We start from the raw sequence: 14,729 nt of genomic DNA on the forward strand, positions 1-14,729 counted from the left end.
TAATGAGTTATCCTAATCACCTGTTAAGTAGCGATCAATTATTAGAAGTTTTTAACTTGACCCATACGGCCACAGCTGTACATGTTGGCGAAACGGCTGTAATTCAAACGGCTAATGATGCCATGCTCAGAATCTGGGGGAAAGACAGAAGCATAATCGGAAAATCACTGGAGGACGCCTTACCGGAGTTAAAAGGACAGCCTTTTATTGAGATGTTCAGGAAAGTTTGGTTAGAAGGCTTAGTTATCTCAGGAAAAGATACCGCAGCGGATTTGGTGGTCGACGGTAAACTGCAAACATTTTATTTTGATTTTGAATACAGGGCTATAAAAAACGATGCAGGTAAAACCATTTGCATTTTACATACGGCAATTGATGTAAGCGAGCGGGTACTCAGACAACAGGCTGTAGAACAGGCGCTTGAAAGAGAAGAGGCGCTACAACGAGAGCAAACTTTAAATGAAGAACTGGCGGCAACAGTAGAAGAACTGGCCACAACCAATGAAGAGCTTGTGGCAACAAATGAAGAACTACAGGAAACGCAAGAAACGCTGCACGTTTTAAACAACGAACTGGAATTAAGGGTTGTTGAGCGCTTTAACCAGCTTTCGGAAAGCGAAAAGCGCTTTAGAACCATGGCAGAAGGAACTGATATTTTTATTGCTGTTGCTGATGAAAGTGGAAATGCCATTTATTTTAATAAATCATGGGTAAAACTCACGGGCCGATCGGTTAAGGACCTGCTCGATTTTGGCTGGGCAGATTTAATTCATCCTGAAGACCGGGATAGATATGTAGATATTTACCTTTCGGCCCTTGCCGAAAAGAAACCTTTTACCGGCGAATTTAGAATACTCACCAAAAAAGGCGATTACAGATGGTTGCTTGCGAGTGGTCCGCCACGGTTTCATGCCGATGGCTCATTTGCCGGTTACATTAGCTCTTGCATAGACATTACAGAACGGAAGCTAATTGAAATAGAGCGACTTAACCTGAACAAACTTATAGAGGCCAGTTCAGAATTTATAGGTATTGCAGAATTGGATATGTCAATCCAATACCTAAATCCTGCCGCATTACAAAAACTTGGTTGGCTTGGTATTTCGAAAAGAACAATATTAGATTGTGTTTTTCCTGAGGATCGATTAATGGCGGAGGAAATTCTACCAGGGATTTTAAAGAATAATACCTTCAGGCAGGAGATTCGATTCTGGAATGAAAAAACAGGCATTCCTTTTTGGATTGAATGGAATGGCTTTGCCATTCGAAATGAAGAAAACGATCAAATAATTGCCTTCGCTACAGTAGGTCCTGATATTACAGAGCGAAAACTTTATCAGGAAGAACTGCAAGGCATAAATATGGAAATGGCTGCAGCAAACGAAGAGCTGGCCACTACAAATGAAGAACTTGCTAAAACGCATGATGACCTTATCAGGTACACCAATAAACTATCAGACAGTGAGGAAAAACTCAGACAGGCGATAGAAACGGGCAGAATGGGTACCTGGAGTATCAATCCGAAAACACTTGAAATTACCATGTCTAGCTTTGTTAAGGAATTGCTGGGATTGCCTTTGGACAAACCTGCAGAAATGGATATGATTATGAAGGCCGTAAATCCTGATTACCATAAGATGCTTTTTTCAGCGCTTGATAATGCCATGAAAAACCATTTACCCAGTGATACCGAATACCCGATTAACAATTTAATCAATGGGCAGGAAAAATGGGTTAGAGCAACCGGGCGTGTATTTTTAGACCAAAATGGAAACCCAACGGAATATTCTGGTCTTTTCATTGATATTACGGAACAAAAATTAGATGAGCTTCGAAAAAACGACTTCATCGGAATGGTCAGTCACGAGTTAAAAACACCGCTAACCGCAATTAATGGTTTTGTACAGGTTTTGCAACGTAAAGCGAAAAAAGATGAAGACAATTATGCCATTATCGCTTTAGATAAAGCGCATAGCCAGATCAGGAAAATGACTACCATGATTAATGGTTTCTTAAATGTATCGCGTTTAGAATCGGGTAAGCTGCTTATCGAAAAAACAAACTTTAGCTTGGATGAACTGCTGAAAGAAACCATCGAAGAAACTTATGTGTCACAATCTTCGCATCAAATTATATTAAACCCAACATGCGAGGTTAACATTAATGCCGATAGGAATAAAATCGGTAACGTGATTTCTAATCTGATCAGCAATGGCTTAAAATACTCAGATAATGGTACGCGTATTGAGATTACCTGCAAATTGTACGATACTGAGGTTGAAATTCAGATTAAAGATGAGGGAATAGGTATAAAGCCCGAAGATATTGATAAACTTTTCGAACGTTATTACCGCGTACAGGGTAATCACACCATTTCCGGTTTTGGAATCGGGCTTTACTTAAGCGCCGAAATTATTGAAAGACATGGCGGCCGGATATGGGCAGAAAGTGAAGAAGGCAAAGGTTCCGTTTTTCATTTTACTTTGCCATTGAGTTAATTTATCACAACTTTTTACCGCAAAAAACACAAAGGTTTTCGCAGAGAACGCAGAGGTTTTTCCTGAAATTCGTCATTTCTAAGCACAAACACCATTGTATTGTACCGTCATTCCCGCGCAGGCGGGAATCTTAAAATGCATTGCATTACGACACCTAATCAAGTTGGGGATGACGAAAATTTCTTAGTGCTTCTGTAGCTAAACAACTCTTAAAAACGCTTCGACTCCGCTCAGCGTGACAATATGCACAGTATTCAGTGGTTTCCGTGCTTCTGTGGCTAAACTACCTTTTAAAAGCGCTTCGACTCCGCTCAGTGTCACAACTGGAGGAGATACACTGTGGCCTCTGTATATTTCTCATTCTCTCTGTGGTAAAAAATTAGTCAATCTTCAACCCATTTAGCAAAGCATCATCAACCAAATTTGGCAGTGTAATTTTTAAAGTACCAGTCCGTTCCATTTCGCGTTCGATAGCAAAGCGGGCTTCTTTATTACGTGCCCAGCTTCTTCTGGCAATGCCGTTGTTTACATCATAAAAAAGCATGTTTTGTAGTTTTTCAGCAGCTTGTTCGCTTCCATCCAATACCATTCCGAAACCGCCGTTTATTACTTCTCCCCAACCAACGCCACCACCATTGTGGATCGAAACCCATGTGGCGCCCCTAAAACTATCGCCAATTACATTATGAATAGCCATATCTGCCGTAAATCTGCTTCCATCGTAAATATTGCTGGTTTCTCTAAATGGAGAATCCGTTCCGCTAACATCATGATGATCTCTCCCAAGAATAACTGGTGCCGATAATTGGCCGGTATTAATCGCTTCGTTAAACCTTAGCGCAATCTTTGCCCTTCCTTCAGCATCTGCATATAAAATCCGGGCTTTTGAGCCTACTACAAGTTTATTTTCCTTTGCCGCGCTGATCCAATTGATATTATCCTGCAATTGTTGCTGTATTTCTACCGGGGCATTAAGTTTAATCTCTTCCATTACTTCTTTAGCAATTTGATCGGTTAAATCGAGATCCTTTTCGTTACCTGAGGTACAAACCCACCTAAATGGGCCAAAACCGTAATCGAAACACAATGGACCTAAAATGTCTTCTACATAAGATGGATATCTAAAATCTACCCCATTTGGCGACATTACATCGGCACCTGCCCTACTACACTCCAACAAAAAGGCATTTCCATAATCGAAAAAATAAGTTCCTTTTGCTGTATGTTTGTTAATGCTTGTTGCCTGCCTTTTTAGTGAATCCTGAACATAAACTTTAAACCGATCAGCTGCATTTGCCATCAATTCATTTGCTTCAACAAAACTTAAACCAACAGGATAATAGCCTCCAGAATATGGATTATGCAGTGAAGTTTGATCAGAGCCAATGGCCACTTCAATATCTTCTTGATCAAACCGCTCCCAAACATCAACGATATTGCCAATGTATGCCAGAGATACCGTTTCTTTTCCTTTTTGGGCAACTATGACACGGTTAACCAATTCATCCAAATTATCGATCAGTTCATCTACCCAGCCTTGTTGATGCCTTTTGCTTGCAGCCTTAGGATTTACCTCTGCACACACCGTAATACAGCCCACAATGTTGCCCGCCTTGGTTTGTGCTCCGCTCATACCACCTAATCCTGCGGTAAGAAAAACTTTACCTGCAGTATCTTTTCCATAAAAACCTTTTTTACGGAAAGCATTCATTAAGGTAATGGCCGTGCCATGAACAATGCCCTGTGGCCCTATATACATGTACGAACCCGCTGTCATCTGGCCGTATTGGGTTACACCTAAAGCATTAAACTTTTCAAGATCCTCAGGTGAAGAATAGTTTGGTATCATCATACCATTCGTAACCACAACGCGTGGCGCAGCGGTACTTGATGGAAATAATCCCTGCGGATGCCCGCTATAAATATTCAGCGTTTGCTGATCGGTCATTGTAGCCAGGTATTGCATGGTTAAAAGATACTGCGCCCAGTTTTGGAATACGCTTCCGTTTCCGCCATAAGTAATCAGCTCTTCAGGGTGCTGCGCAATGGCCGGATCCAAATTATTCTGGATCATGAGCATAATTGCCGCAGCATGAACAGTACGACAGGGATATGCCGTTATGCCTCTTGCATAAATGGCATAATCGGGCATAAAACGGTACATATAAATGTGTCCGTAGTTTTCCAGTTCAGCTAAGAATTCTTGCGCAAGTGTTTGGTGCCACTCTTTTGGGAAATAACGCAAAGCATTTTTAATGCTCAGTTTTTTTTCATCTGTATTTAAAACATCCTTCCTTACAGGCGCATGGCTTAGTGCTGTATTTCTGTTTTTGTGTGCAGGCAATGTTGAAGGAATACCTGCCAGTATCTGTCCTTTAAAATCCATGTTTTGCAATTTTAAACGCTTAATTCAATGTTGATTCTGCCTCGGTTGCAACGGCGACGATTTTACCTTGTTGTACCATTTTAATGGCATTCTCCATCCTATCATACATAATCTGATCTTCCTCAAAATGATCAATTTCAGTACGCACAAAATCGTGTACCGCAGCCAATATTTTGCCTGGTTTTAATGGTTGATGGTAATCAATGGCCTGTGCGGCACAAAACAGTTCGATACCCAGGATTTTTTCTACGTTTTCGATCACCTGAAGCGCTTTACGTCCACTGATCGAACCCATACTCACATGATCTTCCTGACCTAAAGAAGTTGGGATACTATCTGCACTCGCAGGGAAACAAAGCCCCTTATTTTCACTGGCCAAAGCCGCAGAGGTATATTGAACGATCATAAAACCCGAATTTAATCCGGTTTCTTTCATCAGGAGTTTAGGTACACCCGGCGTATTTCCTTCCAGGGAAAGATAAATCCTACGATCACTGATGTTTCCGATTTCTGAGGCGGCTAAGCAGGCATAATCAAGCGGTAAGGCCAATGGCTGACCGTGAAAATTACCACCGCTGATCGTTAAATCGTCATTAAATATTACAGGGTTATCGGTTACCGAATTCAGTTCGATTTCTAAAGCTTCTTTTAAATGCATCCATGCCGTTCTGGAAGCGCCGTGTACCTGTGGAATACACCTTAACGAATATGGATCTTGTACTTTGGCACAATCGGCATGCGATTTCATAATTTCGGAACCCCGCAACAGTTTACGCACTTGCTCCGCCACCGCAATATTTGCCGAATAAGGCCTAAGCTGATGAAGCTGTGCATGAAAAGGTTTTTCAGAGCCTTGTAGTCCTTCAATCATCATCGCCGAAATGATATCGGCTGAAGCCAGCACATTTTCTAATCGCTGTACTACTTTAACGGCATGTGCAGCAATAAACTGGGTGCCATTAATGAGGGCCAAACCTTCTTTTGGACCCAACTGCAGCGGACTCATCTGATATTCTTGTAAGAGCTGAGCTGTTGCAATAACTTCGCCTTTGTAATGAACCTTTCCTAAGCCAATTAAAGGTAAAAAGAGGTGAGATAAAGGAGCAAGGTCGCCGGAAGCGCCAACAGAACCTTGTTTGGGAACTACCGGGGTCGCATCAATTTCTAAAAACCAGATCATTCGATCAAGTGTTTCGATTTTAATACCTGAATATCCCTGAGCTAAAGCCTGTAGTTTTAAAACCAACATCAGTTTTGATATTTCACTATCTATCGGTTCGCCTACACCAACAGCGTGGCTTTTCAGAATATTCTCTTGCAATTTGCGGGTATCAACTGCCGAAATCATGGAGGTACACAGTGGTCCGAAACCGGTATTGATCCCGTAAACGGCTTTACCTGAAACCGCTATTCGTTCAACTACCATACTACTTTCCAGCACTTTATTGCGGGTGCTCTGGCTTAATATGCCTTTTATCTTGCCATTGCTGATAGCCAAAGCCAATTTAGCGGTTAAATGATCCGTTCCGTAATTAAAAATCTGTTGCTCGCTCATGTTAAAAAGGTTTTAAACAAAAATAAGCCCTATATTTGATACCTATAAATACCAATTACATCATCATGCAATAACTATGGGTTATCAGATAGAACTTAGGCATTTAAAATATTTTCAGGTTTTGGCCGAGGAACTGAAGTTTAGAAAGGCTGCAGACCGCCTTTTTATTTCGCAACCAGGTCTAAGCCGGCAGATTAAACAGATGGAGGAAATTTTTAACGCTTCATTATTCGATCGTAATAAAAAAAAGGTGGAGCTTACCAAAGCAGGCCTGTACCTAAAAGATGAGGTAGATTTTCTGTTCAGCCATATCGAAAACATTAAAAAACAGATCAGCAATATTAATGAAGGCAAACAGGGCGAACTTCGCATTGGTTTTTTAGGCTCGGCGGCACAAAAAATCGTACCCGAAGTTATTTTTAAACTCAACAAAGATTTCCCGGAAATAAGAACCAATCTAGACGAAATGCCCAATAAGTTACAGATCGAACTATTGGAAAAAGACATGCTAGATGTGGGCTTTGTGAGGATGCAGCAGTTTAAACCCGGTATTTCTAAACACATGATCCATCAGGATACTTTTTCGCTTGTATTGCCTAAAAGCCATCCCATGAAAAAGGCATCATTTGAAGCAGTAAAAAAATTGGGCAATGAACCCTTTATCTTTTTCTCAAGTGATGACAGCCCCTTCTATTATGATGTGATGATGAGCATTTGCGAAGATCATGGCTTTAAACCCAAAACCTACCACAAATCAGTCAATGCGCTCACCATTTACAAACTAGTAGAAGAAGGTTTAGGCATTGCCATTGTACCAACCGCCCTGCAATATGGCTATCAGGAAAACGTAAAGTTTGTAGAGCTAACCCACATTCTGCAAAGAACAGAACTCTACATGATCTGGAAAGAATCTAACCGAAACCCGGCGTTAAAAAATGTGATCAAGCTGTTGTTGCAGGATAAGGTTTAATTCATCGCATCACTAATTTTAAAAGTTAAATTAACCAAAAAGCTTACATCCAGGCTCATAGACTGGCATTTATTTTTCACTCAATTCATTGAGCCAATCATCAAAAACACTTCCAGCCGTTTTTTCAGCATCACCGGTAAATAACGCATCATACCCTAATTTTGCCTCAAAGCTTTCAGTTTTAGGATGATAATATAGTTTAACAGACTTAGGGACTTCTTCATCATACTTTTCGAAAACTTCTTTCAGTGCCTCTGCATCTTCAGTTCCGAGGTCAAGCATATCAAACATCCGATCCATTGAAAGGTCAAATTGCTCTTCAGCATATTTATTAATGTTATTTATTTCTGTATAGTGCCCATTCACCTTATAATAAACATTAAAGAAATAGCCATTTTCCAACGAAACAAAAATGTATATACCATCAATATCTACAGTATTTCTATTTACAAATTCGAATGCCAGTTCGACCATTCTCGTAAAAATATTTTGTGTTTCTTCTTCAAATTGTTCTTTATTCATTTCATTAATTCGTTAAAACTTGTCTATATGGTTTTCCATCAATTGTATAACGCACATCAAAACTCGAAGGTCGTTTACTTACTGCATCTGGATAATTAACTTTAATATTTACTTTTACATCTTTCGGAGGAACCCCATCAAGTGCTTTAGCCCATTGGTTTTCCAATTTTTTAAATTCACTTAAATTTACCTTACTTGTTTGGGAAACTAAGTTATCATAATCAGGCGAGCCTCCAAATCTATCACCTATTAAATGGCCTGCATGATCACCTTTAAGCTTACCAGGCGTACTTTTTTTATGTGGAAGGCGATCTTCTCCACTCATTTTTAATTTATCCGCTTTTGCAGTCTTTAATCTACCTTGTGCATCAGTGGTATAATCATACTGATTTTTGCCAGCTTTGTAGCTTTGATTTGGCTTAAGTTTTCCCTTTTCATCAAAATGGCTACCCCGTGTGTACCCATTATGTACCAGCACCCCACCTTCTGTAACAAAATAATTTTCATTATCCTGTACATCAAAATTGTAAACAATAGCGCTTTTGCTTATAAAACCAACATTTTTGACTTTAATTTTCTCGCCATCAATCAGTTCCAATTCATCAAGAACAGAAATAGACTGAATTTCTTTCCATTCCTCATTTACCAGGAAACGATGCTCTGGGGTTACCTCAAATATAGTTCCATTTTGCAGTTCAACAACCATCATGGTTAACGTGGTGCGGCGGTGTGTTTGTGTAATGGGTTTTAGTTCTCTTTGTCCGCTGGTTTCATTTACCGTCCACACTAAAGCACCCACCACAATATCTTCGATATACATTAACCCATTACTGGTATGTACAGTAGTACCTGCCGGGAAGCACACCAGCGAAGCCCCTTTCGCCGCAAAAATAGCCAGTATAAGTTCCTGTCCGCTGGCCAGCAACTTATCGGTAACACTCATTTCTTCGTTGGTCCAGATATCATACTGCCCCTTATAAGCTCCAAACATGCCAAAACCCCTCATGGCTCTACAAAACCAGCCCATTTTACCAAATAAAGAGGCGGGGTTAAACATAGCACCCATTTCTGTTCTGGCAACAGCAAGAAACTCTGTCCCTGCCGCCCTTAAACCCTGGGTGCCCAGTGTACCGGCCATACTCCCCATACCGCGGCCTGCCAAAAAACCAAAAGCAAAGTTTGCAATATGCCCAACATTATTCATGGTGGTACTCATCATGGCTTCCCAAAACGTTTCCTTAATATCAATCAGTGCACCTTCTGGCGGGCAGCTCAACTGGCTTTGGCCAACAACCAAACCCTCTTTTTTATGAACGATGAGATTTGGGGAAGAATTTACCCAAATTCTGGCCGCGGCATTGGTTTTACACTTCATATAACCTGCACCAATAGCAAGCAATAAAGCGCCACCAATAATTAAGGCCAATGCCCATCCGGCAACAGGTACGGCCAATAAAGCCAGAGCGGCCACCAATAAGCCCGCTATAGCGCCAGCCATAAATGCCATACTGCCCAAACATATAAAAACATTGGCCTTCATGGTATCTGCTGTTGTAGCTACCTTGTTGCCGCTAAAGGTTACCTGATCCTGACTGGTTACCTTCATCTGTTTAAACATAGCACCCTTAGGACAAACCAGGTAGTGCTTTTCTGTTAGCCATTGTAGGTCTTCATTAGCCATAAACTAAATGCTATTCAGATTTAAATATAAATCTGATTTATAATCATTATTTATCTGTTCGAACACTTTCATTTCAGCGTTCTGCAATATACCAGACGCATTATAAGTAAATGATGCCTGCGTATAGTGCTTAATATCAAAGTCTTTTTGCCCGGTAACCTTTGCGATCATTTGTTTATCTATTTTATCCTTATCATCCAATGTAGCCTCGGCATTTATCACATAGCCGTTTTCGATCACCTCTGACGAAAAATTTTGGTTTACCGGAATTAAAAACCCGATCCCCATCCTGTCTCTCACACTTCTTTTTTTTTGATACTCAACCCCATCAGCAGTATAATTGAAAGCATATAAAAATAAATGCATAAAATGAGTATTCTCAAGGTTCTCTAACAACTCGGGGGGATTGGATAATTCTCTTTCTTTATGCCTAATAATCTCAAATGCTGCGATTGGATTAGTTTGCATTAATTCCTTTTTAAGCTTATCCCATTTTGATCTTATCTCAGGGAGATTTAACAATCCTTTTATATTTCCATCACTATTTATGCAAACCTGTTGATTACTGTAGATGTAGGCTAGTTTATTTACATATTCTATTAGCTGAAACGTGTTTGGATCATAATATTCTGTTAACTTAACTTCTTTTTCCTCTATAAGATAATCTTGTAGTTCTGGTTTAATGGAATTCTGCCCGAAATACGATAAAGTATACTGTCCGATGGTAGAAAAACTATCCATCATGGTTAGCATTTTAACATTTCCCTTAACCTGCAGCTGATAATTTTTCTCGAATACTTTTTCCATATTAAGAATTTATTTTAACCGGCGAACCATCGATAATGGTTTTACTCCCTACAATATTCACATCTTTTCCGTTTAAACTAGCAGAACTTTCTCCATTTAGCGATAGTTCATTTTTCGAGATAATAGAAAGTTTACTCTCAAACTCCATACTTCCATTTTTACTTGGTGCCCCATCTCCGGTTACCTTAAAATCGTCTGCAGCGCGGATTTCTATGTTTTTAGCCTGGATAATGATCTTATCTGTTTCCTTATCCATGATAATCATCACGTTTCCTGTTTGAAGTTTAATACTATTATCAGTAGTAACCACAATAGCATTTTTTCCATCAATTGAAATATGATTTAAACCTGTTTTATCTTTTAGCAGCATTCCTCCGCCATCATCCATCGTAAAAGTATGTCCGCTTTTAGAAGTCAAACTTTTGCTGTTATTGCTGGCGCTACCGCCGCTCCCACTTTTGCCATGAAATACCGAACCCAATACAATTGGTCTTGCAATATTGCCTTCTTCGAAAGTTAAAGCTACCTGATCGCCAATTTCGGGGATAAAAACAAAGCCCCTGTTTTTACTCACTTTATCACTGCTTCCCGCATCTGGTGTAATTACCCGTAGCCATTCTGTTACATCGTTGGTTTTACACGCCCATTTAAATTTTACTTTAATGCGTCCCTGCCCTTGTGGGTCGGCATTGTCAATTACATCTGCCAACTGCATATCAGGACTCGGCTTCCTGTAATTTTTTACCGATAGGCGCTCTGTTGTTGAAACCACACCTTCGAAAGTATTGTAATATTTCCCTGTCCCATCGATATTGTGATTAATAGTAGTGACAAGAAATTTACCAAGACTTTCTGTAGAAAAGGACAGTTCTTTTCTGACACTCATCGTAATTTCGGCAATGCTTCCTATGCCCAAAGCAGCATTATCACCACTGGCATTTACCTTTAAAAGATCACTTATATGTGCTTTTTCCTCATTCTGTACATGGTTTTTAATGTCGTTGCTATTATCTACCCGGATAAGCGATGGCTGATTAAAAGTTTTGCTGTACATGGCATTCGATACCTTTATGGCATGCGCCAGATCGGGCGACCCATCGCTTTGTCCACTACTTTCACTCTGAAGCATCTCGTCCTGTTTAGGATTATAAGCAAAACGTTTATTCTTAATAGGTGCAATTTCCATGGCGTACTGCAGATTTTGCACATCGCGTCCATAAATTAGTGCAATTTCTTTCTGATCATCTGGCCTGCCAAAATTTAGCTGTTTACCATCATAATAAAACCATTCGTGGTACTCGCCCGATAATCTGTTCAGGAAATCGAAATCACTTTCACGATATTGGATCAAATAGTCAATTGGTTCCTTTCTGGCGGCATTGGCCACAATTTTAATATCGTTTGAGGGAACATCCGATGTAGCAAGATTTACGATCGTATTTAAATCTTTATCAAGATAAGAGCCCAGATCCGGACCGCGATCGATCAGAATTGTTGGGCTATAACCACTCACAATCAACACACCGTGATACCCATGGCTTTGTGCAAGCTCCACTTTGGTTACCAAACCAGCGAAGCCCTGTAAACTACCAGAATCGTAACCAAATGATGCTGTTAAAGTTTTACCCACAAAATCGCGACTGTCGTTTAGATTGATCATGCCCGGCGACCCCATCTGATCATGATTAAATCGCAGCTCGAAATAATGGTGTGCATTAAAAGCTTGTTTTAAGCTAAATGAAGCAAAATGGGTAATTGCTTTATCTTCTATATTAATTTCGGTAATTAATTTCTTTTCCATGCGAGCTAAATAATAAGGTGATTATTACTGGAACATTCCATCCCGAAAGGTTAAAACTTTTCTTTTTCCACTGAAAACCGATCCGTTTTTAGTTTCGTTAACCTCCGGATAACTAATGGTTTTATCTTGGGAATTATAAATCATGGCCAATTGTGCCATAAGCTTCTCTTTATCCTGACTCTCTTTAAGGGTGGCAGATGCAAATAATTGAGTTTTGATGACTTTCCCCAATTTAAATAAGGGCCTGTTAATGCTAAATTTTGAATGGTTAATGATTAGCGTATGACTTACACTATACGGTTCAGTACCGCTCATTTGTCCGTAACCTGTAAGCAAGTATGTTTTTTGAGGAGAGGTATTTAAATGATATATATGCTCAAAAAAAGGTGTAGGGCTACCTTCATCATCTTTGTCTCCGTAAAGATTATTAAATGAAACTGCGGTTACCGCATTGTTTTCACCTTGATATTGAACAATATTCTGCACATGCCACATCGTACCCGAATATGGAGAAAGCCAGTAAAACAGCCTAAGTTTGTGGTCATCGGCAGTTAATACATTAATCTCGTACTTCTTCAGATTGGCAAAGTCTGTCTCAAAAGCCTTTGGTTGTTTTAAGGCCTCAATAAATGCATTTATAAATACTTCTTCGGCTTCAGTTTTTCCTTCATTTAAATAACTTTCTCTGGAGGCTACCATTTTTGCAGCCAATTTTTCAAGAGAACCTGCTTTGGCATAACCGGCATCCATCTCCTTCTTTACAACAGTATCAGCATCATCTATTCCCCCTACTTGCTGATCATGATGCTTTGCACCACAAGAAAACAGCAGGAATATCAGAGAAAAAAATAAGATGCTCGTTGTTTTCATGCTATTGTCTGGGTATATTAATCAATCCTCTGTTTTCCATAGCTTTTAAGATTACAGCTGTTCCAATTTGTTTATTTACATAATCGAGACTAAAAAAATGATCTCTCGGAAAACCACCTTTAGTGTAAAGATTAGAGCCGCCCCACAGGTAAGGCGAGTTGATATTATTGTTCTGATAGGCTTTTGCTATGCCATTGTACTGCTCTAAACGCAGCAAAACCTTTGGCAAAGACCAAACAGTTTCTTTATCCAGGCCACGTAGTTTTAGGGCATCAACTGCACTTTCCTCAAAAGTAAATGGCGGTCCGTGGTTAATTTTTGGCCTGTTAGCAGGATGCTGCCTGGTAAAACCGCTGAGCGGATCGCCATTGTGCAGGTGTTTGGTAAAGTCAGCATTACTTTCTCTATAGTGTACACAGGCGATAAAGTACCAAGGAATACCCATATTTTCAGAGAAAACACTATGATCTAAAAATGTTCTGCTAAAAAAACTGTTGCCAATTTTTGGATTCCTTTTGAGAAAAAAATCGTCAGGTTCGGTTAAGAAGCAGGCATTGCGGTAAGTGTACTCGGTTAAATTGAGCAGTTTATTTCTTACTGCCTGATATCTTGATTTATTGCTTATGATTTTATCATCAATAATCCGGTTGATCTCAACCGATTTTATCGGAGAAACTGTGCAGGAATTAAATAGCTTAATGTATTCTAAATCAGTAGCCATAATTAGCTCTTTATATCACACCTCTAAAACACAAAAACCGTTACCAGCACCAGCCTTTTTAGCATGTAACTCGTAACGGTTTTATTAGGATTAAGCTTTAGGCCAATCGTTTTCATGTTCTGCGTTGCCCAGCTTTAGCTTACGGGCCGATACCACAAAACTTAAAGTCATTGGTGTATTGTCGTTTACCGCAATACCCTCATTATACTGGATGATATAACCATCTTCGAAAGACAGCTCCTTCATTTTAGCATCTTCTTCGCCTTTTTTGAAAACCAATGTTCCTGAAAGCGGCTTGTACTGGTTGTTTACCATCGATTCGATCACAGAAGTATCTTCGGTTGATTCGATTTCGATGTGGATGGTACCACCATAAACACCTGATGATGGACGGCCTTTTGCGTCAACATCTCTATTTAATGAAAAGCTGCACTGTAGTACATCAAATTCTTTTGATCCTAAGTTTAAACGGGTTTTGAATGCCATTGTAGTAAGTTTTAATGTTTTTGAAAAATGAATGAATTGCGGTTGGCGGTTGGCGTGGAGCGCATGGCGTTTGGCATTTAATTTACCTCATGCCCTAAACCTTACACCCTCTACCTTACTACCCTCAACCTTTCTTTAGGCTTTTGGCCAATCGTTAAGGTGCTCGGCGTTGCCTAATTTGAGCTTTCTGGCTGAAATCTGGAATTTGAGCGTCATCGGATGATCGCCAACAATGTTTATCCCTTCGGAATATTTAACAATGTAGCCGTCTTCGAAGTTAACTTCTTTCATTTTGGCATCTTCCTCTGTTTTCTTGATCAGAAGCGTTCCTGTAATAGGTTTGTACTGGTTGTTTACCATCGCCTCGATTATTGAGGTGTCTTCGGTCGACTCGATCTCAATGTCGATGGTACCGCCGTAAACTCCGGAAGA

At 39.9% G+C, this 14,729-nt stretch carries 12 protein-coding genes; 2 read left to right on the forward strand and 10 right to left on the reverse strand.

Features of this window, described 5'->3' with window-relative positions:
• Positions 1-2: 2 nt before the first annotated feature.
• Positions 3-2,498, forward strand: coding sequence for a PAS domain S-box protein (locus ASU31_RS07025; RefSeq protein WP_057931640.1), 2,496 nt, complete (start codon positions 3-5; stop codon positions 2,496-2,498).
• Between the two features lie 379 nt (positions 2,499-2,877).
• On the opposite strand, the gene ASU31_RS07030 is transcribed toward ASU31_RS07025, so the two are convergent.
• On the reverse strand, positions 2,878-4,884 hold the full coding sequence (locus ASU31_RS07030) for a urocanate hydratase (RefSeq protein ID WP_057931641.1): 2,007 nt from the start codon (positions 4,882-4,884) through the stop codon (positions 2,878-2,880).
• Positions 4,885-4,903: 19 nt separating this feature from the next.
• Positions 4,904-6,439: a histidine ammonia-lyase gene (gene hutH / locus ASU31_RS07035; protein ID WP_057931642.1), complete on the reverse strand. Its 1,536-nt coding sequence runs from the start codon at positions 6,437-6,439 to the stop codon at positions 4,904-4,906.
• 76 nt (positions 6,440-6,515) lie between these two features.
• On the opposite strand from hutH, the gene ASU31_RS07040 reads away from it, so the two are divergent.
• On the forward strand, positions 6,516-7,409 hold the full coding sequence (locus ASU31_RS07040) for a LysR family transcriptional regulator (protein WP_057931643.1): 894 nt from the start codon (positions 6,516-6,518) through the stop codon (positions 7,407-7,409).
• Between the two features lie 69 nt (positions 7,410-7,478).
• Here ASU31_RS07040 and ASU31_RS07045 read toward each other — a convergent pair whose 3' ends face one another.
• The 8 genes from ASU31_RS07045 to tssD (ASU31_RS27700) all read right to left on the reverse strand — a co-directional run.
• Positions 7,479-7,931 (reverse strand): hypothetical protein, encoded by a 453-nt coding sequence (locus tag ASU31_RS07045; protein ID WP_057931644.1) that lies wholly within the window; start codon positions 7,929-7,931, stop codon positions 7,479-7,481.
• Between the two features lie 4 nt (positions 7,932-7,935).
• The gene (locus ASU31_RS27170; RefSeq protein WP_209434966.1) at positions 7,936-9,612 is read right to left on the reverse strand and encodes a DNA/RNA non-specific endonuclease; all 1,677 of its coding nucleotides are present in this window, start codon (positions 9,610-9,612) and stop codon (positions 7,936-7,938) included.
• 3 nt (positions 9,613-9,615) lie between these two features.
• Complete coding sequence (locus ASU31_RS07055) at positions 9,616-10,419, reverse strand: hypothetical protein (protein WP_057931645.1); 804 nt, start codon at positions 10,417-10,419, stop codon at positions 9,616-9,618.
• Between the two features lies 1 nt (position 10,420).
• Positions 10,421-12,220, reverse strand: coding sequence for a type VI secretion system Vgr family protein (locus ASU31_RS07060; protein ID WP_057931646.1), 1,800 nt, complete (start codon positions 12,218-12,220; stop codon positions 10,421-10,423).
• A 24-nt stretch (positions 12,221-12,244) separates the two neighbouring features.
• The gene (locus ASU31_RS07065) at positions 12,245-13,090 is read right to left on the reverse strand and encodes a hypothetical protein (RefSeq protein WP_057931647.1); all 846 of its coding nucleotides are present in this window, start codon (positions 13,088-13,090) and stop codon (positions 12,245-12,247) included.
• A 1-nt stretch (position 13,091) separates the two neighbouring features.
• Complete coding sequence (locus ASU31_RS07070; protein ID WP_057931648.1) at positions 13,092-13,811, reverse strand: hypothetical protein; 720 nt, start codon at positions 13,809-13,811, stop codon at positions 13,092-13,094.
• Between the two features lie 90 nt (positions 13,812-13,901).
• Entirely contained in the window at positions 13,902-14,297 is a 396-nt protein-coding gene (gene tssD / locus ASU31_RS07075; RefSeq protein WP_025141860.1) for a type VI secretion system tube protein TssD, read from the reverse strand.
• Positions 14,298-14,432: 135 nt separating this feature from the next.
• On the reverse strand, positions 14,433-14,729 hold a 297-nt coding region (gene tssD / locus ASU31_RS27700), incomplete at its 5' end, for a type VI secretion system tube protein TssD (RefSeq protein WP_057931649.1).

The organism is Pedobacter ginsenosidimutans (assembly GCF_001442625.1).
Taxonomy (GTDB): domain Bacteria; phylum Bacteroidota; class Bacteroidia; order Sphingobacteriales; family Sphingobacteriaceae; genus Pedobacter; species Pedobacter ginsenosidimutans.

Coding starts and splice junctions, on each gene's coding strand:
- ASU31_RS07060 (WP_057931646.1), bottom strand. CDS start 12,220: ATGGAAAAGAAATTAATTACCGAAATTAATATAGAAGATAAAGCAATT.
- ASU31_RS07030 (WP_057931641.1), bottom strand. CDS start 4,884: ATGGATTTTAAAGGACAGATACTGGCAGGTATTCCTTCAACATTGCCT.
- hutH (WP_057931642.1), bottom strand. CDS start 6,439: ATGAGCGAGCAACAGATTTTTAATTACGGAACGGATCATTTAACCGCT.
- ASU31_RS07055 (WP_057931645.1), bottom strand. CDS start 10,419: ATGGAAAAAGTATTCGAGAAAAATTATCAGCTGCAGGTTAAGGGAAAT.
- ASU31_RS07070 (WP_057931648.1), bottom strand. CDS start 13,811: ATGGCTACTGATTTAGAATACATTAAGCTATTTAATTCCTGCACAGTT.
- tssD (WP_025141860.1), bottom strand. CDS start 14,297: ATGGCATTCAAAACCCGTTTAAACTTAGGATCAAAAGAATTTGATGTA.
- ASU31_RS07040 (WP_057931643.1), top strand. CDS start 6,516: ATGGGTTATCAGATAGAACTTAGGCATTTAAAATATTTTCAGGTTTTG.
- ASU31_RS07045 (WP_057931644.1), bottom strand. CDS start 7,931: ATGAATAAAGAACAATTTGAAGAAGAAACACAAAATATTTTTACGAGA.
- ASU31_RS27170 (WP_209434966.1), bottom strand. CDS start 9,612: ATGGCTAATGAAGACCTACAATGGCTAACAGAAAAGCACTACCTGGTT.
- ASU31_RS07025 (WP_057931640.1), top strand. CDS start 3: ATGAGTTATCCTAATCACCTGTTAAGTAGCGATCAATTATTAGAAGTT.
- ASU31_RS07065 (WP_057931647.1), bottom strand. CDS start 13,090: ATGAAAACAACGAGCATCTTATTTTTTTCTCTGATATTCCTGCTGTTT.